The following is a 26,087-nucleotide window of genomic DNA, read 5'->3' on the forward strand; positions in this document are numbered from 1 at the left end:
ACGGCACTCGGCGCCAATTTATTGCGTTTAAAACCCTGTATTGAGGTAAACAATTTGCGCGGTGGCGCCATGAATGTGGGCAAAAAATACCGTGGAAATCTGGAAAAAGTCCTGCCTCAATATACGCGGGACAAGTTGGCGGACCGGGCAGACCTGGTGCTGGATCGGGTCTTTATCACCCATTCTGGCATCTCTGAGAAGTATATTGATCTGGTCCGCAATACGATACAGGAAGTTGCAGATTTCCGAGAAATCTGCGTCACAAGGGCCAGCTGTACCATCTCCTGCCACTGTGGACCCAATACATTGGGAGTTCTCTTCCTTACCAAATAAACTGGTTTTGGAGGGCGTCCTAAAGTTACGAATCTTTCGATTTATAGGAAAGTGAAATCCTTTCTTTAAGCAAAAATAGCGGTATTTAAAAAACGAGAGTATCCTTAAGTCATTTCATGATTTTGGGCCCATCCTCTCCGTTTATCGAAAAACCCATACTGGTCTAATGACCAGTATGGGTTTTTCGATAAACGACTCTTCGGCTTTACTGAGGATCTTTTATTGCAATGCCTGACCATATGAACCCTACGAAAGTTTTTATTTTTAACATACCTTGACAGGCGAGGTATATTGTATTATATTATAACTCAGAAAGGATGTGAACTGGATTGTCCATCACAGCCGACATGATCCGCGGGCACACGGACACAATTATTTTAAGGCAGCTGATCGAAAAGGACAGCTATGGGTATGAAATCAACAAGGCGGTCCAAGAAAAGACCGGCAATCAGTATGAGCTCAAGGAGGCCACTCTTTATACGGCCTTCCGGCGGCTGGAACAGGCGGGGCTCATTCTCTCTTATTGGGGAGATGAGACAACAGGCGCCCGGCGTCGTTATTACACCATTACAGAAGAAGGGCGTGCCCAGTATCAGGCCGCTATCGCAGAATGGGCGCACACGAAGGACCTGATCGACAAATTGATTTTGTGAAAGGAAGACTACCACCTATGATTGACCGTATTCGTGTCTATTTGGAACATGCTTTTGCAAATTCTCCCAAAACGCGCCGGATGGAGGATCTCCGCGAAGAATTATTCTCCAATCTCGTTGAAAAGTATAACGACCGCGTCCGCCAGGGGATGTCTGAAGAGGACGCATATAATGCGGTCATCCGGAGTATTGGCGATATCGATGAGCTGATTGACAGCGCGCGGGGCCCCTCCCCTCTTGAACCGGTTCCAGCGCATGAATCCCGCATACGTGCATTATGTACGGCAATTGCCGTTGCCCTGTATATCATGAGCCCGTTTCTAGTGATCCTATTCCCTGGAACATGGGGGATTGGAGGAATGTTCCTTTTTATCGCTGCGGCGACAGGACTGCTCATTTACAATGGCATGACGAAGCCACATTATTCCCGTGCAGACGATACCATTGTGGAAGAATTTAAGGAATGGCACGTCAAAAATGGCCGCCAACGCGATGCATTGAATGCGTTTAAAGGGGCTTATTGGAGCATTGTGGTTGCAATTTATTTGCTCGTCAGCTTTATCTTCCGAATTTGGAGCTTTTCTTGGATTCTCTTTATCATGGCTGGCGCAGTAGAAAACATTATCAAAGGTATCTTTGCCCTCAGGAGGTAAACGAAATGAGCCGAACAACCGCAAAAATTTATATTGGGGTTTGGAGTGCCGTACTGTTGCTCTTTACCGCGCTGTTTGGTTATCTGTGGTACAATGGCGGCTGGACGGGACTCTCCCTCCACTTTGGTTGGAGCAACCATTCCACCTATCAACAGGTCCATGAGCAAACATTTACTGAACCAATCCAAACGCTGGCACTCGATTGGAAGGGCGGCGATGTATCGGTTTTTTCCACCAGCGGTAAAGAGATAAAAATTGTACAGAAGGCTGTGAAAAACACGCCGGAGGACCAGTTCTTTCAGGCATCCATCGAGGATGACGCCCTGGTCGTTTCCAACGGCAAAACCGTCGCGGGCCTGCCGATTGGGCCTTTTCCATTCTCCATCGGCTCGGACCTGGAGGTTTATCTGCCGGAACAGATCTATGAAACACTTCAATTGGACACCACAGGCGGCGACATCTTTTTCCAACCCTTGGAAGTAAAGGAGCTTGTTGTACATACCAACTCCGGGGATGTAAGCCTGGGAGGGGACTTCGAAAAGCTGGATTTTTCTTCTAACAGTGGCGATTTGCTCTGCCGCGATGTCACGGTCAAACAACTTATTTCACAGACCACTAGCGGCGATATACAGGCCTCCGGCAGTTTCGCCCGCATTCAGGCCACCAGCACATCGGGCGATATCTCTCTGCGGACCAGCCAGATGATTACGGAAGCGGCGATCCAGTCTACTTCCGGTGACGTTGTGCTTTTTATTCCGGAAAATGATGGTTTTACTGCCCAGCTAAACAGTTCGACCGGCGATTTCATCTGTGCCTTTCCGGACTTTCACGGCGGCGATACCTATCGCTATAAGGACGGAAGTGCGAAAATCCAGTTGAACACCACAAGCGGCGATGCTTGCTTACTCTATGCCTAACGAAAAACCATTTTTCTGAACCCGCCCTTTCTTTTAAATGCGTTCGACACCTTGCGCCGAGGATTATCCCAATTTGTTCGAATTAGGAATCATAATTTATCAAAATCATGGCATGCTTAGAGAGAAATTAAGGAATGGGAGGAATGGATTGTGAAGTCCACCTTTTTACATGTCAACCGGAATGTCTTTGATCTGCAAAAGAGCCTGGCTTTCTACGACAGGGCGCTTGGCTTAAAGGAATGCCGCCGGATGGAAGCGCCAGACGGCTCCTTTATTCTTGTCTATCTCTCAGACGGCGTCACACCGTTTGAATTGGAGTTGACCTGGCTGCGTGACCGCAGCCAACCCTATAACCTCGGGGACAATGAGATTCACCTGGCTGTGCAGGTAGAGGATAAAGCAGCAGCACATGCCCTGCACGAGGAAATGGGATGTATCTGTTTCGAAAACCGTGAAATGGATCTCTATTTCATCAATGACCCCGACGGTTACTGGATTGAAATCTTGGACCGTTGAGCCAAACAGAGAGGAGCCTGCCCTTAAATAGGGCAGGCTCCTTCTTATATAACGGCCATGCGGGGGCAATCGAAATAATACATGCAAAACGATTCCAATGTTTTAAAGTTTAATAATCTAGAAAAATTATATAATATAAAATATTAACTATATATATTTCAAGGCGAAAATATTTTACATATATTTATGCAAACTGCAAATTTACTTTATTTATATCAGCTGATACTATTTATTGTAGATGTATTGTTGTAAAATCCAGTTAAAAATCTTTTATTTTTTGAAGAACAATTATGTGCGTCCATTTTAAAAAGGATTGTCACTGCTTCTCTTATGTGCTCTGATTGCCTTCCCTATGACAACCTCTGCCTTTGCCGAAAAAAATTCTATTTCTTTTTTAAACGGTACAGAAGAAAAACTGGCAGCAACTATCGAGGTGGGAGAACCGGTTTGCTCAGAAAAGGCCGTTTTGGATGAACCCGAGGTACATATTGAAGTCATCAACGAACCTGTTATAAAAGATTCCGGAAATAACGATACAGGACTTTGTTTTCTCTTATCGGACGAGAGGCAAATTGAAGATTGGAAGACCGCTTTTCCTACACGGGCTTCTTTACCAGACCTAACCTTTGGAACATTGACCATCGATAAGTCGTTACCATATCCCAGCAATACCGATGTAAAATATACAATCGAAATCAAAAATATTGGTTCCGCCGCCGCTATAAATCCTACCGTTTCACTTTACCTGGACAACGTTCCGAAAGGAACGTTTACGTTGGAAGGAACATTGGATGCCGGGCGCAAAGGCTCCTTTTTCTTTCGTATAAATATTCTTGGCGGAATACATACCATCAAAAGGATATTGAACGAAAGCCGTACGATTGCCGAGTCTAATGATAATAACAATACCAGCATTTCCACCGGCGGATGGCAGGACTGTATCGCTCTGGCTGCTGGATTACGTTTCGACGGCGATAATGCGTTTGAAAGCTGTGAAACGCACGATCTATTAATGGTTGTAACAAATACCGGAAATTTACCCACCCAGGAAATGCAGCTTATCCTGGACTATGGGGAAGGGAAAAAATATATGTCTGCTACGATTGGCTCTATGAAACAGATATACCTGGTCCATCCCCATATCCTTTTAATCGAAAAGGAACCTATCCTCTAAAACGGACAGTTCACCCGGTTATTCCATCTACCGATATAACCCCTTATGATAATACGGCATCCTGTAAAGCATTGTTTCTCATGATACAGAAGTTTTTGCAGGAAAGTGGAGTAATGCAAAGCAACTTACCGTTCAATTTCATAGTTTAGCATTACAATTTTTTAATGCGGACAACACGATGAGCAGTGCTCAGGCTGCCAACACCATCCGCGAATGGAATGGCATCCATTCCAATGTTTCCAATATCCGATTGACAACTATGGCACCATGCCCGACGCCCAAATGATCGTTGTCGCTGAGAACGGCGGCCATAATGGAAACCTAGGGTATACGTATCTCTATCGGGACACAGATGGTTCAGAAGAAATTCCGGACAGCGACGTATATACCGATAAGAGGCCCTATGTCCGCGCATTGGTGGTCTTAAATTACGATACCCTGTCTACCTTCCCAGAGGCGTATCAAATGAGGACGCTTACACATGAGATCGGACATGTTCTTGGATTAGCGCATCCTGAAGCATGTAAGGACACGGCGGTCATGCGAACTACGGGGGATTCCCTGGTTTCCTTTGATATTGAAGGTCATGACGTCTACAATTTAAATCAAAAATATTGAGGAGGTATTTTTATGAAACGGTGGATTCTTGTTCATTTCCTTTGTCCTGCTGCTCTCTACGTTTTGTTCCTGTCGTTCTCAGAGTCTCTGCCGATTTCAGCTGTGCTTTCCACAGGTAAGGTAGAATACTACTATCGATTGGGAATTCCCGAAACAGTTGAGGAAATGCCGGAAAAATGCATATTCATTGTCAAAGGAAAATTTCTGGACGATGCGGAAGGCACGATTACTTATTTGGATGAAGTGGCGGATTTGGGTTATATTCCAGCGCCAGAAAAGAGGACCGTCCTCAGCGCGCATACCCTCACCACTCTGGAAATTACAGAAGTAATTCAAGGGAATCTTCAAGTCGGCGACCAAATTCAAGTAGCCGAACCTTATTGTGTGGTGGATTTATACGGCGTTGACACCATCAAAATGGATGTGGGCACTCCCATCCTGTATGCCCCATCCAAACCGGGTGAAGAATACCTGTTCTTTTTTGATGAGCCTTCGGACTATAAAGAGTACGGGGAAACGTATTTCCCATTGTGGCGCGAATATGGTCGCTACCTCGTCTTACCTACCAGTCTTTTTTCCGATCCGGACATGGACGGCATGGCAAACGAAGAATTAAATTTAGGTGAAGGGGATGCTACCGATTATAAAAAAGCCTACCGGCAGGTCATGAATCGTTTTATGAAGTAGCGAGAGTTTCCCCAGTTCCGTATTCTGATTATTCCGCGCAAACAAAGAGGGCGCTTCTAAATTACGGATTTTTTAGATTCATAGGAAAGGAGTATCCTCTTTCTGGTTGGAAAAATGTCTGCGTTCCTAAAAAAGATCGAAAACCGGAAATATTCGTTTAAACGCAGTATTTATCAGCAAAACGGCTAAAAAGAAGAAAATTATAAAAAATGAAAAAGCCTTATGTAATGAATTATACTAAATTATATCATGGAAGAACGACACTTGATATAGAGTGTCGTTCTTCCATGATATGAAACAGCAGGCTATTTCATTTCTGCTAGATTACCTTAAAACATATTAGTCTATACTTTGTCAAGGGTCTGTGTCTAAGCAACGCTGAATAGCACCCATTACAAACCACAAGCTAATACGTTGCTTTTCAAAAGCAGAAAAGACAATGCTAAAAGTGGCATGACTTAATGAATGTAAAGACAAAACGAAATTTATAAAATCGAACAGAAACTTAACTTATAAAAATAGAAAACGACTTAAAATCGTGGGGTTAATCATCCCGCATAATTTAATAACTAAATTTGAAAACCCTCGGCTATTTTAAATTGCCAAATATATGTCTATCTCCTTTTGGTCGGTATAGTTATATTATAAGTCGATATTGTTATTGTTTTTACAAAAATAATTCGTTATCATTATAGTGTGGATAAGGTTGTATAACATTCCTTTTCTGGATAACCTTAACTATTTGAATTATTTAAAGAGGAGATGATAAAAATGAAAGCGGATTACCATGTCCATACAGAATTTAGTGATGATTCGTCATACGATATGGAAGACGTAGTTAAAGATGCTATTGATATGGATATTAAAGAACTATGTTTTACAGATCACGTTGATTATGGTATTAAAGATGATTGGGATAAACCCGAAAGTATGAAACAAAGACCAGGGGGACCTGGAGAGCCAGAATTCATGTATGTCGCTAATGTTAATTATCCAAAGTACTATGAAAAGTATAAATATCTAAAAAAGAAATATGGCAACTTAATTAATTTAAAATTGGGATTAGAGTTTGGAGTCCAAACGCACACAATCGATAAATATAATGAATTATTTTCAAGGTATTCTTTCGATTTTATTATCTTATCTATCCATCAAGTAAAAAATTTAGAATTATGGACACAGGACTTTCAAAAAAATAAAACTCAAGATGAATATAATATGGAATATTATCAAGAAATTCTAGATGTCATCAAAAGATATAAAAACTATAGCGTGCTAGGACATTTGGACTTAATATCTCGATATGATTTAAAGGGTAAATACCCTTTTAATAAAATTAAACCTTTAATCACTGAGATATTAAAGATAGCTATTGAAGATGGTAAAGGAATTGAAATAAATACATCAAGCCATCGATATGGATTAAAGGATACAACGCCCAGCAGAGATATATTAAAGCTGTATAAAAAACTAGGTGGAAAAATCATTACTATTGGTAGTGATTCTCATAGAAAGGATCATTTAGGTGCTTATATTAATGAAGCTAAATCCATATTAAAACAAATAGGGTTTGATGAATACTGTACTTTCGATCAAATGAAGCCTATATTTCATAAGTTATAAAAGAATTACAGATAAAAATTTTATCTGTATGCAATACGTTTTTGTTTATTATTAGTATTTCAATTCTTATCTTAACAGATAAAGGAATATCCTCCGCTGATTTTTTAGTACTTGCAGTCGGACTTTTAAGTCTATTTAATCTATCGGAATTATAGAAGCATCCAAATTATTAGCGAAAAAAGACTCCTTTATATATCCGCAGTAGGGGCCATCCTACCGTTTTTGAGTAACCAACTTATCGTTTTTACTTCTATACAACGGTTCATTCGTATATGGCCGCCCGCGCATCCTACCGTGTCTCGGCGGTCCATCTTTACGATCTGCTTCACTTGCCTGTATTCGGTATATGCCGACACGGCAGTCCATCTTAGGATCTCTATTGTCTATTTTATGCCGGATGTTCTCTCTTCCGTCCTATCCCCTATTTGGAAAACCGGTCTATTCGTATTCTCTTACATAAAAACAGAAGGCGGCGGGCCAAATGGATTTTCCCCTCCTGGGGTATGAAATACTAGACCCAGTTCTTCCGGTTGAACCATTCCGGTCTGTATAGCGCGGTCTCTAAGATAAATGTACAGCTCGGCTTTGGTCGCCTCGTAATAAGGATTCACAAAGAAAACACCAATTCCCAAGCAAAGTCCGCCCAGTAGATACCACCCTATAAAGGATAACTCCAATAAAAAAATGTTTAACTTTTCACCATCCGTCATCGCCCGGCTAATCGACCGCGCACGCGCTCCTGGAATATTGGGATTATCGGACAGGATATACGGCACCATATAATACTGATACGTCTTATAGATTCCCGGAATCAGCAGCAACAGCGACCACAGAAAAATAAACAGATCTGTGACAAACATTGCAACAACAGAATTTCCATATCCGTTCCGGAATCCACTGAACAGGGTCTCAACGTGTGTCTCACCAAAATGATTCTGCACAAAATAACGTGCTTCACCAATTCGAAGAATATTTATCACAAAGATGGAGAGCAGCAAACCGAAGACGGTCAGCGGAACCACCCACGTGCGAAGAACATCCAAGAAAACAATCTGGGGATAAGCAGCATCATAGGAACGGAACAGCGATTGATAAGAATCATATTGATTTAGAAAATTGCTGATTGTATCTCCCAAATTCGCAATCCCTGTCAACAGTCCCGCCAGTAAAGCCACCACGAATGCCCGCCAGTAACGTCCCGTCAGAGCAATCTTTGCATTGGATTTTAGAATTTGTCTGCTCCACATAACGCATCCTCTTCTTTCTCCATGAAATTCTCCCGTTGTCTCTCTATCCTTGTGGAAAACCTTTCCTAGAGTCTATAATACTCTGAAATATCCCGATACTTTTCTCAGGAAATATGTTCCTTTAAAGAGCAGTCGGTGTAGGCGGCTCTCCATGCGAGTAAGGCTCTCCAGATCTACTTTTGCCCTCCTGCACGGACTCCGGCACACTCGTCCCCGAAGGCAAGGGGCTCTCCGGTGCGGATGTATCTGAACTGGTTCCTTTCGCTCCTTCTGATACATCGACCACATTTTGGGTATCCATCTGGGTATTTACATGCTCCGCCGGGTTCACCGGCGCGCCTGTATTTCCGAACGATTCCCCGCTTCCCGGAACCGGCGGTTGGGCCGCCTGGGATTCCGGCGACGGCACGCCGTATGGTGGCGGAGGAGGAACCGGATTTTGCGCTATATCCGGCACATCCGTATGCGTCATGGGCGGCACCGGCGCGCCCGTATTTCCGAACGACTCCCTGCTTCCCGGAACCGGCGGCTGGGCCGCCTGGGATTCCGGCGACGGCACGCCGTATGGGGACGGCGGAGAAACTGGATTTTGCGCTATATCCGGCGCGCCCGTATTTCCGAACGACTCCCTGCTTCCCGGAACCGGCGGCTGGGCCGCCTGGGATTCCGGCGACGGCACGCCGTATGGGGACGGCGGAGAAACTGGATTTTGCGCTATATCCGGCACATCCGTATGCGTCATGGGCGGCACCGGCGCACCCATATTTCCGAACGACTCCCTGCTTCCCGGAACCGGCGGCTGGGCCGCCTGGGATTCCGAAGACGGCACGCCGTACGGTGGCGGCGGGGGAACCAAATTTCCCGGATATGGGGAAGCGTTCCTCCCATAAGGGGCCTGCGGCCGGTCAAACGGATTCTGAGAGGCTCCTTGAAATACCCCATTAGGCGTATATCCCTGTACAGGTCCCTGGGTTGGAACAGATGAACCTGGGTAAACAGGCGGCACAGTTCCATATGGAGAATTGGGGCCTGCCTGTGACGTTTTCTGGTACATCACGTAGGTGGTATCCTTCTGTTGGGGTGGCATCCCATAAGGCGGTATCGGCGGGTTCGTATAAAGATTTAATTCCCTTGGATCGATCAGACCGTTCTGGATTGCCCTCTCTCGCAGAAAAATATATAACTCTGCTCTCGTGGCCTCATAATAGGGATTTACAAACAGGTGGCCCAACCCTAAACAAAGTGCACCGAGCAAATACCAACCAATAAAAGACAGATCGAGAACAAAGATGGAACCCTTTTCCCCATTTGTAAGCATCGTGCTGAGTTGGCGCGCACGTGTCCCCTTGAGCTGCGGATTATCTGCCAATAAGTACTTTACAAAGCCGTACTGATACGATTTGATTACATAAGGAATTAGCAGCAGCAAGCTCAACATCATCAACAGCACCATCATATAAACGCCATTCAGAATCGCAATCAAACTGACGATTACAATCACAAACAAGATATAAAGCCACAAGTCGATGAGCAAATCGGTGGTAAACATCGCTCCTGTAGCAGTAAGGTATCCTGCTCGAAAAGCGCTAAAAAGATGTTCAAACCGGCTATCCCCAAAGCGGTTGTGCACAAAATAACGACACTTACCCATATCAACCGGATTGCTGACAAAAACACGAAAAGCTGTCCCAAAGCCAAAGGCAAGCACACCAATTAACAACAATACAGAGACAATTGCTCCACCATACGGTCCAAAATCATCCCATACATGGTCATCGTAGTACTCATATGGCTCATGGTAGCCTGGTCCAAAATTATGTCCATACGGATAACTGTAATAGGGGTCCTCCCACGGGTCCATATAATCGCCGTAATAGTCGTAGTAATATGAATCGTCATAACCATCGATTTGCTGTTCCACCCGCGACGCGGCATCTTCGACCTGGCCCAAACTCCAGGGATTCATCCCTCCCGTGAACAGATGGCCAGCCAAAATACACGCAACCAACGCTACGGCAAAAGCCAACCAATAACGTCCGCGCAAAGCAGTCTTTGCATTGGACTTTAAAATCCTGCGATCCCACATAACTAAGCCCTCCTATTCGCCTTTCCCCGGTTACACACCGCCCCGGCGCCCTTTAAAACGAAATGGCAAAATTCTTTTTTCGCCTAAATAACCACAATGATAAATTCATTATAAACGCTTTCGACCGGATTCGCAAGAACGAATATCCGCCTTCAAATGGCCTAATAAAGGAAGCCTTGCTTATGGGTATGCCTATTGAAATGGGAATAGACAACCAAAATGCCGCATCCGGTGATTTCTTTACCGAATGCGGCAACTTCTCGTCAGCCTTTTACATCTTTCAGCTTTAACCGCCTGCGCTCTATCCGCGCTATGCGGGAAAACTTCCCCTCAGCCTTTTCTGTGACAGCGACAACGCCCCGCACCGCGCGGGTTGTCGCCACTAACAACGCCTCTTTTTCCAGCTGGCGCTGTTGATTTTTCCAAGCCTCGTTGTGTCTTGCGATGCTCTGGTGTACCGCTTCATATTTGCTGGTACGCATTGCCGCCTTCCGGATCTGCACGGCACTCCGATCTGCGGGAGATTGGGAATGTGTCTTCAAAAGGGGCCTTGCGGGCATTTCATCCTGAACACGGACGACCGTCAGATCTTTATTCACCTCATAAACCTTTCCATCCTCGCCGGTCATGACGAGTTTCGCCGTCTGACCGGAACGGACTGTAGGGGTCGCTTTAATCCCATTTTCCCCCAACGTTTTTTGTAAAAGCTCTCGATTTACTTTCTTATGCTTAATCATTGTATTCACTCTTTCTCAATCAGCCGCTTACTGACAATGGTCTCCTGGTTAAACACGCAGACCTGTGTTTCTACGTAAGAAAGTTGCAATTGGTCAAAGTCCGGCGTACGCTTGAAATCTAAATAGGGTTGCTCTGGCAAGTGAAAAGTCCCTATCATCAGATCCAAATGATATTGTTTATGCAGATAATCACAAAATGCGCAACGGAGCCTTTTAAAGCTATTCCGCTCCACACGCATTTTCTCTGTCAATAGGCGATCACCTGCGCGTACTCCTCTACAAACCACCGGTAGTCGTCCAACTTGCGCAAGTCCAGTGTGAAACCCGCGGTCTCAATGGCACATTCCAAAACCGCCGGTTCGTGTACCTCTTCTCCAAATTTTTTGGTCGGCCTCGTCGTCCACCACTGCGCCAACGAGCGATCCAAATAAAAGTATACCCCATTTCCCAGCCAATGTTCATCGTTTGCTTTCACCAGAAATGAATGATCTAATATCTTTTTCGCCCGTTCCCGATCTGTTCCATGGTATGCTAAAAACCTCATATTTTTCACATCCCCACGTTTATCCCCGTCCATTATAACACACTTTTGAGGGTTCTGTCACGGGTCGCGTCATACGGCACTTTCTTTGTTATACACGTGTGAGATTTACTTTTTTATCCAAAAATTACCGAATAACTTTGTCACAAACTCTCTTGACTTCCATCTCCGCTCTGTATAAAATGAGCACGAACATTTTCTTATGAAATAAATATTGCGTTTTAATGAAAGGAAATTTCGCTATGAATCCATCTAAAAAACGATTAGGACGCCGGGCAATGATGATGGTCGTCGGTATCCTCTTGATCGGTATCAGTGTGGGACTCTTCCGCCTAGCCGCATTTGGCGTAGACCCCTTTTCCTGTATGAATATGGGGATCAGTGGGTTTTTACATATGAGTTTCGGCAATTGGCAGCTGATCGCAAACATCCTTCTACTTGGTGTGGTGTTTTTTACCATTCGCTCCTGTATCGGGTTGGGTACCGTCATCAATATGGTGTTCGTGGGATACCTTGCAGACTTTGTCTGTTGGCTGGCGCAACAAGCAGGATTGGAATTCCCGCTTGCTTTGCGCGTGGTTCTACTCCTTCTCGGCACTGTGATGACCTGTGCAGGCGCCAGCATATATATGGCTGCAGATCTTGGCATTGCTCCATATGACGCAGCCGCTTATGTTCTTTTGAAAGCGATCAAGAACCGCATTGCGTTCCGCTGGGCACGCATTACAACGGATGTTGTCTGTGTAGCCGTTGGCACGATTTTCTGCCTGATTGCACAGAATGAACTCTCGGCGATTGTGGGTATCGGCACCATTATCACCGCCTTTTTGACCGGCCCGCTGATCCAGTTTTTCCGCACACACCTCGCAGAACCCATGTTAGGTCAAACAGGAAAAGGCACGGGTTCCAATCGCTCTCCCGTTCAAGAAAGTGCCTAAAGAGGGAACGAAGGCCACCCTGGCAAGTTCGATGTGTTTTTACATGATGGGCGATCGAAAGGCTTGCACGGTTTGAAAGAATCAGGTTGGTTCGCCGCATTTTCCTATAAATATAGGCAAATGTATGCAGGAATTATCTGGATAATCTGCCTTACTTACCTTTGTAGACAAATTCAGCTGACTATCATGGTAGCTTTCATCTGCGAACTATGCTATATCCAATTAAAGGGTATCTACTTGGCAGATTGTTCTCCGTTGGTCCCACAGGCGTCTCCAGGGGCATGGATTGATTTATGAGAGTTTCCTCTTTATCCATATACTTTTGGAACAAATCCTTCTTTATAAAATGGCTGTCCCAAATAGCTTCGCCCGCACGGCTTGGTTCTTTTTATCTTCTAATTTTAATATACTTCCATGAACTGCTGTCCATTGGTGCCGGTCATTTTGTTATCAAACACACAACATATGAAATAGAATACAAATAGGGCGCCCTATCTCCCGGCCGACTGGCCAAATCAGGGCGCCCTTGCTTTATTTATGTGTAGACAGCTGCTCTGTACAGCGCTTGCGCTTTTCAATTGATCGGGAACGACCGCCCTTTGTCTAAACAATGCAGCGGACGTCCCCTCCAACAATCCTATATAGTCTCTAAATAGAAATGTGAATCGTCAAAAACGGTTCTCTCCTATCTAACGTCCACTACCTGCTTTCTACAGGCTCAGGGGTTGGACATATGTATCGAAGCCTAGCGCTTAGTCAGCGTACTTATTCTCGCTGTTCCAAGAATACATCTTGCGCAACTCCTTGCCCACAGCCTCGAGCTGGTGAGATGCCTCAATGCGACGGCATGCATTGAAATGTGCACGTCCGTTCTTGTTCTCGGCAATCCAACGGCTAGCAAAAGTGCCGTCCTGAATCTCGGAGAGAACCTTCTTCATTTCTTTCTTGGTGTCCTCCGTGATGATGCGCTTGCCAATCTCATAATCGCCATACTCCGCGGTATCGGAGATCGAATAACGCATCATGGAGAAGCCGCCGCTGTAGATCAGATCGACGATCAGCTTCATCTCATGGATGCACTCAAAGTACGCGTTCTCCGGCGCATAGCCCGCCTCGACCAACGTCTCAAAACCCGCCTTCATCAACGCGCAGACGCCGCCGCAGAGGACGCACTGCTCGCCGAACAGGTCTGTTTCCGTCTCAATCTTAAAGGTGGTCTCCATAATGGCCGCACGTGCGCCGCCCAGTCCGGCACCATAAGCCAAGGCGATGTCCAGGCAATGGCCGGAGGCATCCTGATACACAGCCACCAAGCACGGCGTTCCCTTCCCCTCCTGGAACTCGCTGCGGACCGTGTGGCCCGGCGCCTTCGGGGCAATCATAAATACGTCGACATTCTTCGGCGGAACGATCTGGCCGAAATGGATGTTAAAGCCATGTGCAAAAGCCAGTGCTTTTCCCTCGGTCAGGTACGGCTCGATGTCCTTCTTATACATATCCGCTTGGCGCTCGTCCGGGATCAGGATCATAATCACGTCGGACGCCTTGGTGGCCTCCGGAACGGTCATAACCGTTAAGCCAGCCTTTTCTGCTCTCTCACGGCTTTTGCTGCCCTCATACAGACCGACAACAACATCGACGCCGCTTTCCTTCAAGTTCAGCGCATGCGCATGTCCCTGGCTGCCGTAACCGATAATCGCAACTTTTTTGCCCTTCAGAACGTTGATGTCGCAATCGGCTTCATAATAAATCTTTGGCATAATACATTTCCTCCTTGCCGTTCGCCGGCAATAAATTTATTTGGCTACCGGGGGATGGACCCGGCAGAAGTTTGGAACAGGCCGGTTACGGCCTGGCAGACTATCAACTGTCAGTTTCCCTTACGGCGGGCCACAGCGGACCCCTTTTCAATCGCAAGCGCGCCTGCGCGCACGATCTCTTTGATGCCATATGGCTTTAAAAGGCTAATCAGTGTCTCGGTGCGCTCCACACTGTCGGTAAATTGTAGGGTCAGGCAGTCCGTGGCAACGTCCACGATCTGCGCATTCATCAGCTCTGCGATCTTCATGACCTCCGCGCGCTGTTGTGCATTACTACTCACCTTAATCAGCGACAGATAACAGCTGTAGAAGGAACCCGGCTGAAGCACACGCACTTTAATGACCGGAATCACCTTGTTCAACTGTTTTTCCACCTGTTCTACAATGTGCTCGTCGCCGTTGACAACAATCGTAATGCGGGAAATCGTGTGATCCTCTGTCTCACCCACGGCGAGGCTGTCTATATTGAATCCACGGCGCGCAAACAGGCCGGAAACCTTGTACAGCACGCCGGGCTGGTTCTCTACCAGAATCGAAATGGTATATTGCATGGCGGTCCCTCCTTATATGGATGGTGTTTCCGGATCGACGTTGCACACCAGGATAAACGCCCGGTTGCTTTGTAGCATGTGTTGAGCCAGCTCTTTGGCCTGCGCATTATTCTCTGCGCGCGCCGCCTCGATGCCGTAGGACTCTGCGAGCTTGACAAAATCTGGGTTGCCGTTCTCCAAAATTGTCCCAATGTGCCGGCAACCATACAACTTATCCTGGAATTCACGCACCATGCCGAGGCGCTGGTTTTCCATCACAATGATCTTGACATCCACATCGTTTTGAATCAACGTGCCCAACTCGCACATACACATCTGGAACGAACCGTCGCCGCAGACTGCCGCCACCTGCCGGTGGGGTTTGGCGATCTTCGCGCCGATAGCCGCAGGTACGGAATACCCCATGGTTCCTAAACCGCCGGAGGTCAGGAACCGGCCCTCTTTCACATTGAAATTGCGCGCAGCCCAGATCTGGTTCTGTCCGACATCCGCAACCAGAATTGCGTCATCCTTCATCATCTCAGAGAGATCCCGGATGAACACCCGCGGCTCCACGCAGTCCTCTCGCGCTTCGCCGCGCGGCGGATATTTCGCCTTTAATCCAAACACCCGGTCAATCCATTCCTGCGACACAGTGTTCTCCACCTTTGCCGCCAAGTCCGAGAGCACCAAACGGATGTCTCCCACAATCGGAATGTGGGCCGTCATATTTTTTCCGATTTCTGCCGGATCAATGTCGATGTGGATAATCTTGGCCTTTTCCGCCAAACTCTCCGGCGCCGCAACCGCACGGTCGCCCACACGTGCGCCGCATAGAATCACCAGGTCCGCCTCGCTCATGGCCTTATTGGCGCTGGTGCGGCCGTGCGAACCGATCATCCCCAGATAATAAGGGCTGTCCATCGGCATAACGCCGATGCCCATCATCGTGGCAGCCACCGGAATTCCACTGTTGCGGGCAAACGCGATCATTTCCTCGCGCGCACCGGCCGACACGACCCCGCCGCCACAGCAAATCACCGGACGTTCTGCCTCTTTAATGGCCTGTAACGCCTTTTTGATCTGCATCGGGTGCCCCTGTGTGCGGGGCTTATATCCAATAATATCCGCCTTTGCGGGATAGTTGAACGACTCCACCTCCTGAAGCTGAATGTCCGTGGGGACGTCGATCAATACAGGCCCCGGGCGGCCCGTCGTTGCAATGTGAAACGCTTCTTTAAAGATGCGGGGCAAACTCGCCGCATCCTTCACCAGATACGAATGCTTTGTGAACGGCTGACAGGCGCCCGTGATGTCCGCCTCCTGGAACACATCGCGCCCCAACAGCCAGGAATTCACCTGCCCGGTAATCGCAATCAGCGGTATGGAATCCATGTAGGCCGTCGCAATACCAGTAATCAAATTGGTGGCGCCGGGGCCGGAAATCGCAACGCAAACGCCCGGCTTGCCGCTGGCACGGGCATAGCCGTTGGCCATATGCGCAGCATTCTGTTCCTGCCGCACCAACACATGCTTTATATCTGTTTTGGTGATATAATCGTAGAAAGGGCAGATCGCTGCACCCGGATAACCGAACAAATAGGAAACGCCTTCGTTTTGCAGGCATTTCACCATGATTTCCGCTCCGCTAATCATAGGGCCACTCCTTCTCTATACAAAACTGCATCCAACGCCGGCCAGTTCCCGGCGGCAGCATTCGCATTTCTTGTCGCTTTTATTATTTAACTTATTATAGTATTGTTCGGTTTTTCCGTCAAGAGAAAGGTGTGAAGGATTCCTGTTGGGAAATACAGCGAGGAATGGAACATTCTTCAAAAAATGCCCGGCGGATGGTTCATCCGCCGGGCTGCAAGCTGCGTTATTCGCTCATATATTTCTCGATCACATCTTTGTAAAGATGCCGGTAAAAGGAAGAATCCCCTGTATCCAGATTCAGTTCTTCGTTGGTCATGTTGTCTACGTCGGCCGCCGAACACGTCCCGGGGGCTACCACCGGGTACCGCCCCTTTTCTCCGCAAATAGGAGTATACGTATCTTTCCAACGTTTGCTGTTTTTCGGAGGATTGTCAAAGAACATCAGGTACTCCTTGCCCACTTCTGAGGGAAGATAATTTCCAAAATGTACAAGCGTCTTTTGGCCGTCGGACTCATCGATGTAATATTCCTCACCTACTTGAATGACATCCCCCACTTCAAAATCGCCTTTATACACTTTGGTAATTTCAAAGGAGGAAATCGTCGCGCCATAGAGCGTTATACTTTCATCCCCTTGTAAATCCTCTCTTGGATCGTCATAGAACTTTCCCTGTACAATCTGTTTGGACAAGTCCTCCAGTTCTTCCAAAGACCCCGCATCAAAGAGCAGGTCTTCTTGAATACTCCTCGTTTGCATTTTCTGGCCGCAACCAGAACATGCTGCGGTTACAAATAGCACCATCATGATAACCGATATACATTTCTTCATGAAAATCCCCCCTACTTCTCATATTTATGAATCATGTTATATTCGTCGTGCTCTGTAATCTCATGCGACACATAGTCCGAATCTTTCGTTTGCCACATGATCGCCTTATCTCCACATGTAGGATGCGCTAGGCCTAGCGCATGTCCAAATCCATGTATTATCGGTTTCCCCAAGAGAACTGTGTGAAGAATTATAAGGGGATGCAGCAAAGAATAGAACATCTTTCAAAAAACGCCCGGCGGATGGTTCCTCCGCCGGGCTGTAAGCTGCGTTATTCGCTCATATATTTCTCGATCACATCTTTGTAAAACTGCCGGTAAATGGAGGAATCCCCTGTATCCAGATTCAGCTCTTCGTTGGTCATGTTGTCTACATCAGCTACCGAACGCATCTTGGCATTTATCACTGGATACCGGCCCCGATCCAGGCACAGCGGCGTGTACGTATCTTTCCACCGCTCGCTGTTTTCCGGAGGATTGTCAAAGAACATCAGGTATTCGCGCCCTACATCCGACGGCATATAGTTCCCATAATGAACCAACGTCTGTTGACCATCCTGATCTTCCACATAATACTGCTCGGCAATCCTTATGACGTCGCCTACCTCGAAATCCCCCTTATACACTTTGGTAATTTCAAAGGAGGAAACCGTCGCGCCATAGAGAACAATCCCGGCTTCACTTTGCAAATCTTCAGTTGCATCATCTTGAAATTTACCCTGCACGATGTACTTGGCTTGAGACTCCAATTCTTCCAATGTCTGTGCATCGAACGATGTGTCCACCTGAACGCTCATTGTAGAAATTTTCGTATTTATATCCTTGGGAGCACAGGCTGAAAAGAGCGTTGCAACAAAAAGCAACCCTACCAAAAACCGTCCGTATCTTTTCATGAAAAATCCTCCTTATCCATATTTTTTACAGATATTATACTCATCATGTCCCGTAATTTCATACGATACATAGTCTTTATCCCCTGTTTGCCACATAATTGCTTTATCTTTACACGTAGGATGCGCAAGACCTAACGCGTGTCCGAATTCGTGCGTCACCGTTTTTTTCTGTCCCTTTTCTCCCTGATTAATTAGCGTAGGTGTATTTAGATAAATTCTCGCTTCCACATAGTTACTTTCATCAGTAAAAAGATTCTCAGGCAATACTTCTACAGTTATATCTGACAAAACATCTTTTTTAAACACCCGTGTCCTTCCTAAGACATGGATGTTAGGATCTTCATAGGTAAAAACATGTAAAGGAACCTGTTCCATCATGTAGTCATCTCCTTCCGTAGGACTATAACGAACTTTATCAAAGGAAACATTATCGCTAATCCCATTCCAAGCTTGGATTGCTTGTGTAAGTTGCGTGGATGAAATAGCGCCTTCCTGTTTACAATATTCCACTACCGATTGATGAACTTGGACCTCTAAACGACTGGCATCCTCCCATCTCCCTGCCCAGTCTTCTAAATCATACGTAATCTCAATCATTCTTGCAGCGCTATTGTCCGATGGATCAATGTCTCCGCTAACCTGATTCGGATCGACTACTATGCCCAAATTGACTTCCTGCTGCCTGTCAAAATTAAGTTGGATGGACAAGTTTGCAATTTTTCCCGCTGGAAAATCAATGTTTGTGGTACCAATTTCTCTACCAGTATTTAAAATCTGTACAGGAACATCTTCAGCAGGTAAAGTCCCTAAATTAGCGATTCGCGCCTCAAATTCATGATTCGTATTGGACTCTAACACATCGCCTTCCGGAGATTCCAAAGATAACACACGCAGGGAAACACAATCTTCCCACCGAAAAGACCGGCTTACTGTATTGTTTGCTGTACTGGTCTCTGTTACCCCATCGGGGAGCCAAACCGACACCAACACAGTATGTGTTCCACCGACTTTACTGGTAAAGTTCAAATTCAGTGTAACGGCATTATTGGGATTCATGGTAACACTGACTGCTTTTGAGGTCATCAAGTTTCCATCCATATATACAGAATAATGAAAACCCGTAATCTGGGTAGAACCGCGATTTACAATGTCAGCTGAAATTTGGACACTGGTCATATTCGGGAACGGCTCCGTGTTATTTGGCGCTCGAAGATTTAAAACTGCCAAATCCGTCCCCGTAGTATTTGCCGTATAAGCCTGCAAATGGTAAGAATCCTTTACGCCGCCCTCCCATTCTTGAATGGTTGTCTCATCCAAGTTAGGAAGTGCCTCTTCATACAACTCTTCTGACAGTTCCTCTTCAGAAACAGAAAAATCAACCATTTTCGCAGAATTTTCGAGCTCTGGCTCTTGGCTGGTCTGACGGATTCCCCTCGTGAATTTGATCGGATTTCCCCGCGTTTTCCGCAAACACCTGCCCAGTTATGGCAAGCATAAATACGGCGCATACGAGCCAGGCCATTATCTTTTGCGAAACATTTTTTCTCATTTTTTAATTCCTCCTTATACTGTCTCAAACTATTTAAAAGTTCCACTGGACTCGCCTCCTCAAAAAATCTATATATTAATAACGATATTCCCTACTCAAACGTGGACAATTTTTCAAAAAATAATTATGTGATATTTTCTCACTTTTGACTACTAATATATTTTTCTGATAGTTTATTGACTCTTCCTCAAATCTAATAAGAACAACTGTATGCTCAATACATTTAATAAAAACAAACCGCCGCAGAAATCCATTCCGCGGCGGTTCGTATTTTGTTACAGGCCCTTCCTATAGAGTAAAACATCAAGCGCATCGCAGATTTCCGCCGTGGTGGCCTCCTTTGATAAATCCTGGCCAGAGATCTATGAAACGGTATAAATACCCGTAAATTTTTCCCATTTGCAAGGAAATCCCTTCCTCGGTGGTATTATAGGTGAGAGGGGTGAAGGACGTGCGAACGAACGCAGAAATTGAGCGCGTGGTGGACGAATACGCCACTATGCTGCTGCGCGTAGCATATTCTCAACTGAATAATCGAGCGGAAGCGGAGGACGCCGTGCAGGAAGTCCTCCTGAAATACATCGAAAAAGCGCCTACCTTCCAAAGCGAGGAGCACGAAAAGGCCTGGCTGCTCCGCGTGACCATCAATCACTGTAAAAACCATCTGGCTTCCGCATGGTTCCGAAAACGAGCGGATTTAGACGAAGGGATTCCTGCATTGGATAGCGCAGAGCTCGAAGTGGTCACTGCGGTTGCCGCCCTTCCGGTCAAATATCGCGCAGTGGTCCACTTATATTATTTTGAGGGCTACTCCACCAAAGAGATCGCAGATATCCTGCACAGCCGGCCTAATACGGTTTCGTCCCGTCTCAGCCGTGCGCGTGCATTGCTGGCGAAAGCCTTAAAGGAGGAAATCGTATGAAGCAGGAATACCAATCCGCCTATCGGAAGCTGCACGCGGACCAAGCTTTCCGCGATCGCCTGATACACACTCTGGAAGGACATGACGAACCCCGGCGCGTACGGCCGCGCTGGCTGGTCCCCGCTGCATTAGCAGCCTGCCTGATCGTCCTCTTTGGGCTCGGCGTACCCACTTTACAGCGCGTCTTGCAACCGATCGAAAGCACTTCCAGTGTGCCGTCCTCCAATGAGGGCGCCATCCTCGGCAGCGATGGGCTCTATCGCGACAGTCAGATCAAAAATATTCTGTGCCTGTGCACGGATGACAACGGTGACGGCAATGCGTTGATGCTTCTCTCGATCGATCATCGAAATGGAGGCCTTAAACTCAGCAGTTTTCTCCCCAGTTTAAAGGTCAAGGCAGCAGACAATACAGAACAAATTCTCTCCGCCCTCTTCCAAAAGGAAGAAAATGGGGACGAAGCCGTTTCACTGATTCAACAGAATTTTGGTCTGGCTGTGGATGGCTATATCTGGATGGATTCCAGTGCTGTAGAAGCTGCCATTGACGCCATGGGCGGCGTAACCTTGGAGCTTTCCGAAGAAGAAGCTCGTTACTTTGCCCTGAGCAGTTCCTTAGAGATCTCTTTGGGTGGTGGTTTTGCCGCAGGAGAGTACACATTGACCGGCCCACAGGCGCTGTTTTTTGGACGCCTGCACATAGGCTCCGATTACGACCGCATGCTCCGGCAACAAAAGGTGGCGGAGGCCATTCTAAAACAGATTTGGGAGGATTCATCCAGCGCTTCTGAGCTCTTGGAGGCGCTGATTCCAAAGGTGCGGACCAATTTAAACCTGCCAACTGTATTGGACATCCTTTCTTCCATGGATACTTTCCCAGGAAATTTCTTCTCTACGCACGATGTACCGGACCACGACCCGGATGATTTGTCTGGAGGGGAATCGAGCGACCTGCGAACGCTCTCGCAAGAGCTGATTGCCTTTGTCTACGGGAGTGCTGTACAACAAAGCGGTGTTGTGCGCGGTGAGGATGGCCTCTATCGCGATACACAGGTAACCAATCTTCTGTTGTGGGTAGGCGCTAAGGACAACACGGCGGACTGCGTGATGTTGATTTCCTTAGACTCCGCAGACGAGGCTGTCCGTCTGGTGAATTTTGTGCCGGAACTCGCCGTTCAGGTTCCCATCTCAGGAGAACAACCGATCGGGAAAGTTGGCATGGAGGCCGGTAGCGGCTCCCTTTTGCGTACGGCTGTAGAGGAATCCTTTGGCGTGGCAATTGACGGCTATATTCGTGTGGACTATGAACAGGCCGTACAGGTTATCAATGAAAGCGGTGGGGTCCCTTTGCTTCATCCACTGGAAACGGAACCGCTTCTACCCTCAACCAGTCAACATTATTTCGTCGATCCCCAAGCCCCTGACTTCTCCCTTTTAACTGGGCAAGAGGTCTTTGAATACTTGGATTTGTGGGAGGAGGCTGGCATCTCTACTAATCTCGATTTGATGATGAAGCAGGAAGAAGTCTTGGGTGCCCTTCTGCATCAGATGCGGCAGTTGGATACTGAAAAACGCCGCTCACTGACCAACCTCATCGACACAGATCTCACCGATGAGCAACTGACCGTTTTTTTTGAATCCATCCCTTCCGGTCTGGACTCCGAACAAGACCGAACAATCGAGATGGATGTCCGCCGGATTCCCATGAATTTTACGGGCCAGGCCGCAGATAGCGATATTCTCTATGCCGACCTCTCCACCTGTGCCAGAGGGCTTGCCGAATTCCTCTATGACGACCTGCCAGAGGAGCAGCAGCCAAATGTGGTGGATGGAATTTCTCCCACCGTTGGGAATTCCAACGCAAACTTGGCAAATGGCGGAATTGCTGTGGACGGAGAGGACGGTAGTATTTATTACATCAACTTTGCGGACAACAACCGCATTTACCGTTGGGACGCACAGCACAACACACAGACCGCTCTGACCGATGGTCCGTGTCTCTACCTAAATATCTTTCATGGAGACTTATACTATATTAATATGTCCGACGGAGGTATTTACTGCCTCCCATCCAAGTGGAATCTGACCATTCCGATCTCTTTGGATGACCAGCCGCACAGCGACTTGATCGTAACGGATGCATATCTCTACTATATGCGTGGTGGTGAAATCTATCAGCGTGAAACACGTCCCGTGACGGATGGTTCCAACCTCGGCGCAGAGGCACAGCTTCCCCGTGTGGACGGCGACCTGCTGGGATTACAATGGGGGGATGGAAAACTCTATTACTTCGTACGTACAGAGGCAACCGGGCCGGACGGCAGTAAAAAAATTGCTATGTGCCACGACGACACCCTGGATTGTCTCTTCTCCAACGGCACAGAGGAAGACCAGCCATATGTGCTGGATGGTTCCACCCTGTACTATGCAGCGAGCGGTGCTATTCACCGTATAACAGCAGATGGGACGGACGCCACACTGTTCGATGTCTCCGATTTGGTAACATCCCAGATGGCAGAACAGCCCGACGGAACCATCCTCAACCTCCCCGCAGTCTCGCCCAGCGTGGAGGCGCTTTGGGTGCAGGGAGACACGATGTATCTCTCTACCAACAGCCAGTTATACTGCGTGGACTTGAAGGCATTGTCTCTTCAAACAGAGAAAAAGGCCTCCATTCAAGTCCTTCCTGCAGCTGGTTCTATATGGAATCTGTGCCTCACAGGAGACTACCTTTACTACACAGGTGACGGAGGCTTCTCCGATACATCCGGTTATCCCTGGCAAACTTGGCGTATCTCGATCAGTGGCACTCCTGTGGTTGAGAGCAAACCTTCTCCCTTCCTCCCCATCGACAGAATGGGCTCCTTGATGGGTGATCACACGTTCTACGGCAATGCAATTCCCTATCGGCTGATTACGAATCAGCCATCCTACCGACTGAGTTATTCCAGCGTACCACCTTAAGGTACCGGCTCCTCACCGTCCCCTGATCGTTCCCCTGTCCCAAAATCGACCCTTTCAAATCTACCGCCCTTAGCGGCAGCCAGCGCCGATCGATTAAAACATTCGGGAAAGAGAAAGCCCTGTAAGTATATACTTTGTAAAGAATCGAAAATTAGCCACGGAGAGGATTTTCGGGCAGAAAAAAGACATGTGCTGGCAAAATCCATCCATTTGAACGAACTTGCTGCCGCTTCTTTCTCAAAAAGGGCCGTTTGATTTGTTTCCTGTGATATAATCATTCCAATACCATAGTTGCCATCGATTTTCAAAAGCTAGTTCTAAAAGGAATTGCTAATTACCGATCATTGCATGCGTAGAATCGTATCCTTTCGTTAGAAACTAGGCTAAGGAGAGAGTTTCATCGATCGTTACGGGGCTGTAATCCCTATTTAAAAAGCCGCTGGACATGTCCAAAGGGGTGGCCTGTAGGCACGCAAGTGGCTTACAGGCCCGACCTGATCGCTCCGGATATGTCCCAGCGGCTTTTTATTTTTCTCCCAATTTTCGGGTAATTGAAACGAAATGTAGTTTTATTCATCAGGGGAACCGAATAGAGAACTATTTTCCAAAATAAGAGAACCTTTCGTTTATCAAGTATCGTCACTTGGCTAAACCGTTCCATACTCATCCCGGATACCTTTGATCTCGTTCTCTCGATGAACGGGCATCACTTGCACTATCCTAACCAGTTTGTAAAATTCCTGTATTTTCCAATACGCCCCGGCACAAGGACTCCCTATACAAATAGCAGCGATGAATATTGCTGTTTCAACCTTGTGCTTTTTGCAATATGGTACAAATCTCGAAGCCTGCTGCTCGTCCTGCCTCTCCAACAATTCCGGCTTGCCGGTGTGGCTCATCTTGAAGCAATCTGTTACAATATCATTCAAATCCCCTATGTTTTCTCATTTTCCAAGGTGATTGCGACGAAAGGATACGCAAGTTTATGGCTGTGTATATCTATTGTATAGATGATCTTTAGCCTCTTGATATTCAATGCTTTATACCAAGAACACAAAATCGAATTGGAATTTATTTTTCACATGATTTTTTAATTATTATTTGACAATACGGGAGGATTTCCCATGAAAAGGACTTGCAGAGAAAGCGTTCTCTCTTTCTCGGCTTTTGGGGCCGGGGTCGGCCTTTGTATATGGTTTTGTATTCCTCTATTTTGGGGCGTCTTTCATGTGGGGAACGGGGGCGGAATTCTCTCAGCCTATTCCTGATAGCCGGCAGTATCTGGTATGTACCCCTGCGGAACCGCATGGAGCGCTCAAAGCACGCTCGTGCTTTCCGCCTTTTCCGCAGAATCAGTTGGACAGGCCTGGCAATCTGTGCCGCGTGGGCAATTTTCTTGACAGGCTGTATGCTATGGCCAGTCCCCGCCCCATCGGGGGAGGGCACTGTGGTGATTTTGGGGTGTAAAGACGGCAGCGCTGCACTACAGACGCGCATCGATACCGCTGCGGATTATCTGAACGCCCATCCGGATACCGTTGCAGTGGCCAGCGGTGGACTGGGTGCAAAAGAATGGCGGTCTGAAGCCGAGGCCATTCGCAGCGGCTTGGAACAGCGCGGCATCTCTTCTGAGCGTGTCTACTTGGAAGATCAAAGCACCAACACAAAGGAAAATTTAGCATATACCTGTGAGATTCTCAAATCGCAATCGCTTAACCCAACTATCATCATTGTCACTGAGCGCTATCATATGTTCCGCGCACTACAGATTGCGCAGGAACACAGGGTAACCGCATACGCCGTACCGGCAAAAACGCCCTGGCAGATCCTATCCGCCAGCTACGGCCGCGAATTGCTTGCACTGACAAAATTTTATCTGTTCCCTTGGCTTTCATAAAAACACGGCTTTTGCTGCATAATTATGAACTTTTTCCTGTATGAAAATCTACATTTAATGTGAATATTATTCACCTATCATCTCTTATAAAAAGGAACATATTCTGCCGACAATCCAGTAAAATTCGTATGATTTATTTCCCTTAATTTGCCACAAATTTTGCCGCATCTTGCGCATAAAAGCAGACCGCTGAAGGGCGCACGAAAACGCGAAAGCGTTTCACGATAAATGCGAAAACTCACACGAGTATGGAAGTCGTTCTGGTTAATATCGGCTGCATAACACCGGTCAGCAGACGCTATAACA

At 46.9% G+C, this 26,087-nt stretch carries 25 protein-coding genes; 13 read left to right on the forward strand and 12 right to left on the reverse strand.

From position 1 onward, the window contains the following. The 9 genes from ACGCCZ_RS11325 to ACGCCZ_RS11365 form a co-directional block, all read left to right on the forward strand. Positions 1-333: DegV family protein (locus tag ACGCCZ_RS11325; RefSeq protein ID WP_411656077.1), on the forward strand; the 333-nt coding region annotated here is incomplete at its 5' end. Between the two features lie 329 nt (positions 334-662). After that, complete coding sequence (locus ACGCCZ_RS11330) at positions 663-986, forward strand: PadR family transcriptional regulator (protein ID WP_054324504.1); 324 nt, start codon at positions 663-665, stop codon at positions 984-986. A gap of 17 nt (positions 987-1,003) precedes the next feature. Next, positions 1,004-1,639 carry a permease prefix domain 1-containing protein gene (locus ACGCCZ_RS11335; protein WP_411656078.1) on the forward strand — a complete coding sequence of 212 codons (636 nt, stop codon included), beginning with the start codon at positions 1,004-1,006 and terminating at the stop codon, positions 1,637-1,639. A gap of 5 nt (positions 1,640-1,644) precedes the next feature. Then, positions 1,645-2,556 carry a DUF4097 family beta strand repeat-containing protein gene (locus tag ACGCCZ_RS11340; protein ID WP_054324501.1) on the forward strand — a complete coding sequence of 304 codons (912 nt, stop codon included), beginning with the start codon at positions 1,645-1,647 and terminating at the stop codon, positions 2,554-2,556. A 150-nt stretch (positions 2,557-2,706) separates the two neighbouring features. Continuing rightward, entirely contained in the window at positions 2,707-3,072 is a 366-nt protein-coding gene (locus tag ACGCCZ_RS11345) for a VOC family protein (protein WP_411656079.1), read from the forward strand. Positions 3,073-3,385: 313 nt separating this feature from the next. After that, on the forward strand, positions 3,386-4,246 hold the full coding sequence (locus ACGCCZ_RS11350; protein WP_411656080.1) for a CARDB domain-containing protein: 861 nt from the start codon (positions 3,386-3,388) through the stop codon (positions 4,244-4,246). Between the two features lie 213 nt (positions 4,247-4,459). Then, entirely contained in the window at positions 4,460-4,864 is a 405-nt protein-coding gene (locus ACGCCZ_RS11355; RefSeq protein ID WP_054324499.1) for a hypothetical protein, read from the forward strand. A gap of 12 nt (positions 4,865-4,876) precedes the next feature. After that, positions 4,877-5,551, forward strand: coding sequence for a hypothetical protein (locus ACGCCZ_RS11360; RefSeq protein ID WP_411656081.1), 675 nt, complete (start codon positions 4,877-4,879; stop codon positions 5,549-5,551). Between the two features lie 771 nt (positions 5,552-6,322). Then, positions 6,323-7,174: a histidinol-phosphatase HisJ family protein gene (locus ACGCCZ_RS11365; protein WP_054324497.1), complete on the forward strand. Its 852-nt coding sequence runs from the start codon at positions 6,323-6,325 to the stop codon at positions 7,172-7,174. A gap of 452 nt (positions 7,175-7,626) precedes the next feature. Here the strand turns inward: ACGCCZ_RS11365 and ACGCCZ_RS11370 are convergent, their stop codons facing one another. The 5 genes from ACGCCZ_RS11370 to ACGCCZ_RS11390 form a co-directional block, all read right to left on the reverse strand. Next, positions 7,627-8,421 (reverse strand): DUF975 family protein, encoded by a 795-nt coding sequence (locus tag ACGCCZ_RS11370; protein WP_054324496.1) that lies wholly within the window; start codon positions 8,419-8,421, stop codon positions 7,627-7,629. A gap of 121 nt (positions 8,422-8,542) precedes the next feature. After that, positions 8,543-10,507 carry a DUF975 family protein gene (locus ACGCCZ_RS11375; RefSeq protein WP_411656082.1) on the reverse strand — a complete coding sequence of 655 codons (1,965 nt, stop codon included), beginning with the start codon at positions 10,505-10,507 and terminating at the stop codon, positions 8,543-8,545. A 263-nt stretch (positions 10,508-10,770) separates the two neighbouring features. Continuing rightward, on the reverse strand, positions 10,771-11,244 hold the full coding sequence (locus ACGCCZ_RS11380) for a hypothetical protein (RefSeq protein WP_143255323.1): 474 nt from the start codon (positions 11,242-11,244) through the stop codon (positions 10,771-10,773). Positions 11,245-11,249: 5 nt separating this feature from the next. Then, complete coding sequence (locus ACGCCZ_RS11385) at positions 11,250-11,495, reverse strand: hypothetical protein (RefSeq protein WP_411656083.1); 246 nt, start codon at positions 11,493-11,495, stop codon at positions 11,250-11,252. Continuing rightward, a complete protein-coding gene (locus tag ACGCCZ_RS11390) occupies positions 11,492-11,788 on the reverse strand; it encodes a hypothetical protein (RefSeq protein ID WP_411656084.1) in 297 nt (98 codons plus the stop codon). Before ACGCCZ_RS11390 ends, ACGCCZ_RS11385 begins: the two co-directional genes overlap by 4 nt. Before the next feature lie 239 nt (positions 11,789-12,027). On the opposite strand from ACGCCZ_RS11390, the gene ACGCCZ_RS11395 reads away from it, so the two are divergent. Beyond that, complete coding sequence (locus ACGCCZ_RS11395) at positions 12,028-12,723, forward strand: YczE/YyaS/YitT family protein (RefSeq protein ID WP_054324492.1); 696 nt, start codon at positions 12,028-12,030, stop codon at positions 12,721-12,723. A gap of 752 nt (positions 12,724-13,475) precedes the next feature. Here the strand turns inward: ACGCCZ_RS11395 and ilvC are convergent. The 6 genes from ilvC to ACGCCZ_RS11425 all read right to left on the reverse strand — a co-directional run bounded on the left by ilvC (position 13,476) and on the right by ACGCCZ_RS11425 (position 19,833). Beyond that, the gene (gene ilvC, locus ACGCCZ_RS11400) at positions 13,476-14,483 is read right to left on the reverse strand and encodes a ketol-acid reductoisomerase (protein ID WP_085534237.1); all 1,008 of its coding nucleotides are present in this window, start codon (positions 14,481-14,483) and stop codon (positions 13,476-13,478) included. A 110-nt stretch (positions 14,484-14,593) separates the two neighbouring features. After that, positions 14,594-15,094 (reverse strand): acetolactate synthase small subunit, encoded by a 501-nt coding sequence (ilvN, locus tag ACGCCZ_RS11405; RefSeq protein WP_054324491.1) that lies wholly within the window; start codon positions 15,092-15,094, stop codon positions 14,594-14,596. Between the two features lie 12 nt (positions 15,095-15,106). Further along, entirely contained in the window at positions 15,107-16,729 is a 1,623-nt protein-coding gene (gene ilvB, locus ACGCCZ_RS11410; RefSeq protein ID WP_411656085.1) for a biosynthetic-type acetolactate synthase large subunit, read from the reverse strand. A 223-nt stretch (positions 16,730-16,952) separates the two neighbouring features. Next, a complete protein-coding gene (locus ACGCCZ_RS11415; protein WP_054324490.1) occupies positions 16,953-17,558 on the reverse strand; it encodes a hypothetical protein in 606 nt (201 codons plus the stop codon). Positions 17,559-17,829: 271 nt separating this feature from the next. Beyond that, positions 17,830-18,450 carry a hypothetical protein gene (locus tag ACGCCZ_RS11420; RefSeq protein WP_054324488.1) on the reverse strand — a complete coding sequence of 207 codons (621 nt, stop codon included), beginning with the start codon at positions 18,448-18,450 and terminating at the stop codon, positions 17,830-17,832. A 12-nt stretch (positions 18,451-18,462) separates the two neighbouring features. Next, positions 18,463-19,833: a CARDB domain-containing protein gene (locus tag ACGCCZ_RS11425; RefSeq protein WP_411656086.1), complete on the reverse strand. Its 1,371-nt coding sequence runs from the start codon at positions 19,831-19,833 to the stop codon at positions 18,463-18,465. Positions 19,834-20,450: 617 nt separating this feature from the next. Between ACGCCZ_RS11425 and ACGCCZ_RS11430 the strand changes: the two genes are divergently transcribed. Both ACGCCZ_RS11430 and ACGCCZ_RS11435 read left to right on the forward strand, forming a co-directional pair. Further along, positions 20,451-20,921 carry a sigma-70 family RNA polymerase sigma factor gene (locus ACGCCZ_RS11430; RefSeq protein WP_082402253.1) on the forward strand — a complete coding sequence of 157 codons (471 nt, stop codon included), beginning with the start codon at positions 20,451-20,453 and terminating at the stop codon, positions 20,919-20,921. Continuing rightward, complete coding sequence (locus ACGCCZ_RS11435) at positions 20,918-23,884, forward strand: LCP family protein (RefSeq protein WP_411656087.1); 2,967 nt, start codon at positions 20,918-20,920, stop codon at positions 23,882-23,884. The genes ACGCCZ_RS11430 and ACGCCZ_RS11435 overlap by 4 nt, the downstream gene beginning before the upstream one ends. Here ACGCCZ_RS11435 and ACGCCZ_RS11440 read toward each other — a convergent pair. Beyond that, a complete protein-coding gene (locus ACGCCZ_RS11440) occupies positions 23,881-24,192 on the reverse strand; it encodes a hypothetical protein (protein WP_411656088.1) in 312 nt (103 codons plus the stop codon). The genes ACGCCZ_RS11435 and ACGCCZ_RS11440 overlap by 4 nt on opposite strands. Positions 24,193-25,190: 998 nt before the next feature. Here ACGCCZ_RS11440 and ACGCCZ_RS11445 point away from each other — a divergent pair. Continuing rightward, positions 25,191-25,781, forward strand: coding sequence for a YdcF family protein (locus ACGCCZ_RS11445; RefSeq protein ID WP_411656089.1), 591 nt, complete (start codon positions 25,191-25,193; stop codon positions 25,779-25,781). Positions 25,782-26,087: the final 306 nt, after the last annotated feature.

The sequence above is a fragment of the Anaeromassilibacillus sp. SJQ-1 genome (assembly GCF_046693725.1).
Taxonomy (GTDB): Bacteria; Bacillota; Clostridia; order Oscillospirales; family Acutalibacteraceae; genus Anaeromassilibacillus.

Bases quoted from the DNA above. Each gene is read 5' to 3' on its own strand.
- ACGCCZ_RS11380 (WP_143255323.1), bottom strand. From the start codon at position 11,244: ATGATTAAGCATAAGAAAGTAAATCGAGAGCTTTTACAAAAAACGTTG.
- ACGCCZ_RS11340 (WP_054324501.1), top strand. From the start codon at position 1,645: ATGAGCCGAACAACCGCAAAAATTTATATTGGGGTTTGGAGTGCCGTA.
- ACGCCZ_RS11375 (WP_411656082.1), bottom strand. From the start codon at position 10,507: ATGTGGGATCGCAGGATTTTAAAGTCCAATGCAAAGACTGCTTTGCGC.
- ACGCCZ_RS11435 (WP_411656087.1), top strand. From the start codon at position 20,918: ATGAAGCAGGAATACCAATCCGCCTATCGGAAGCTGCACGCGGACCAA.
- ACGCCZ_RS11395 (WP_054324492.1), top strand. From the start codon at position 12,028: ATGAATCCATCTAAAAAACGATTAGGACGCCGGGCAATGATGATGGTC.
- ACGCCZ_RS11360 (WP_411656081.1), top strand. From the start codon at position 4,877: ATGAAACGGTGGATTCTTGTTCATTTCCTTTGTCCTGCTGCTCTCTAC.
- ACGCCZ_RS11425 (WP_411656086.1), bottom strand. From the start codon at position 19,833: ATGGTTGATTTTTCTGTTTCTGAAGAGGAACTGTCAGAAGAGTTGTAT.
- ilvB (WP_411656085.1), bottom strand. From the start codon at position 16,729: ATGATTAGCGGAGCGGAAATCATGGTGAAATGCCTGCAAAACGAAGGC.
- ACGCCZ_RS11365 (WP_054324497.1), top strand. From the start codon at position 6,323: ATGAAAGCGGATTACCATGTCCATACAGAATTTAGTGATGATTCGTCA.
- ilvC (WP_085534237.1), bottom strand. From the start codon at position 14,483: ATGCCAAAGATTTATTATGAAGCCGATTGCGACATCAACGTTCTGAAG.
- ACGCCZ_RS11445 (WP_411656089.1), top strand. From the start codon at position 25,191: ATGGAGCGCTCAAAGCACGCTCGTGCTTTCCGCCTTTTCCGCAGAATC.
- ACGCCZ_RS11355 (WP_054324499.1), top strand. From the start codon at position 4,460: ATGGAATGGCATCCATTCCAATGTTTCCAATATCCGATTGACAACTAT.
- ACGCCZ_RS11390 (WP_411656084.1), bottom strand. From the start codon at position 11,788: ATGAGGTTTTTAGCATACCATGGAACAGATCGGGAACGGGCGAAAAAG.
- ilvN (WP_054324491.1), bottom strand. From the start codon at position 15,094: ATGCAATATACCATTTCGATTCTGGTAGAGAACCAGCCCGGCGTGCTG.
- ACGCCZ_RS11370 (WP_054324496.1), bottom strand. From the start codon at position 8,421: ATGTGGAGCAGACAAATTCTAAAATCCAATGCAAAGATTGCTCTGACG.
- ACGCCZ_RS11335 (WP_411656078.1), top strand. From the start codon at position 1,004: ATGATTGACCGTATTCGTGTCTATTTGGAACATGCTTTTGCAAATTCT.
- ACGCCZ_RS11420 (WP_054324488.1), bottom strand. From the start codon at position 18,450: ATGAAAAGATACGGACGGTTTTTGGTAGGGTTGCTTTTTGTTGCAACG.
- ACGCCZ_RS11415 (WP_054324490.1), bottom strand. From the start codon at position 17,558: ATGAAGAAATGTATATCGGTTATCATGATGGTGCTATTTGTAACCGCA.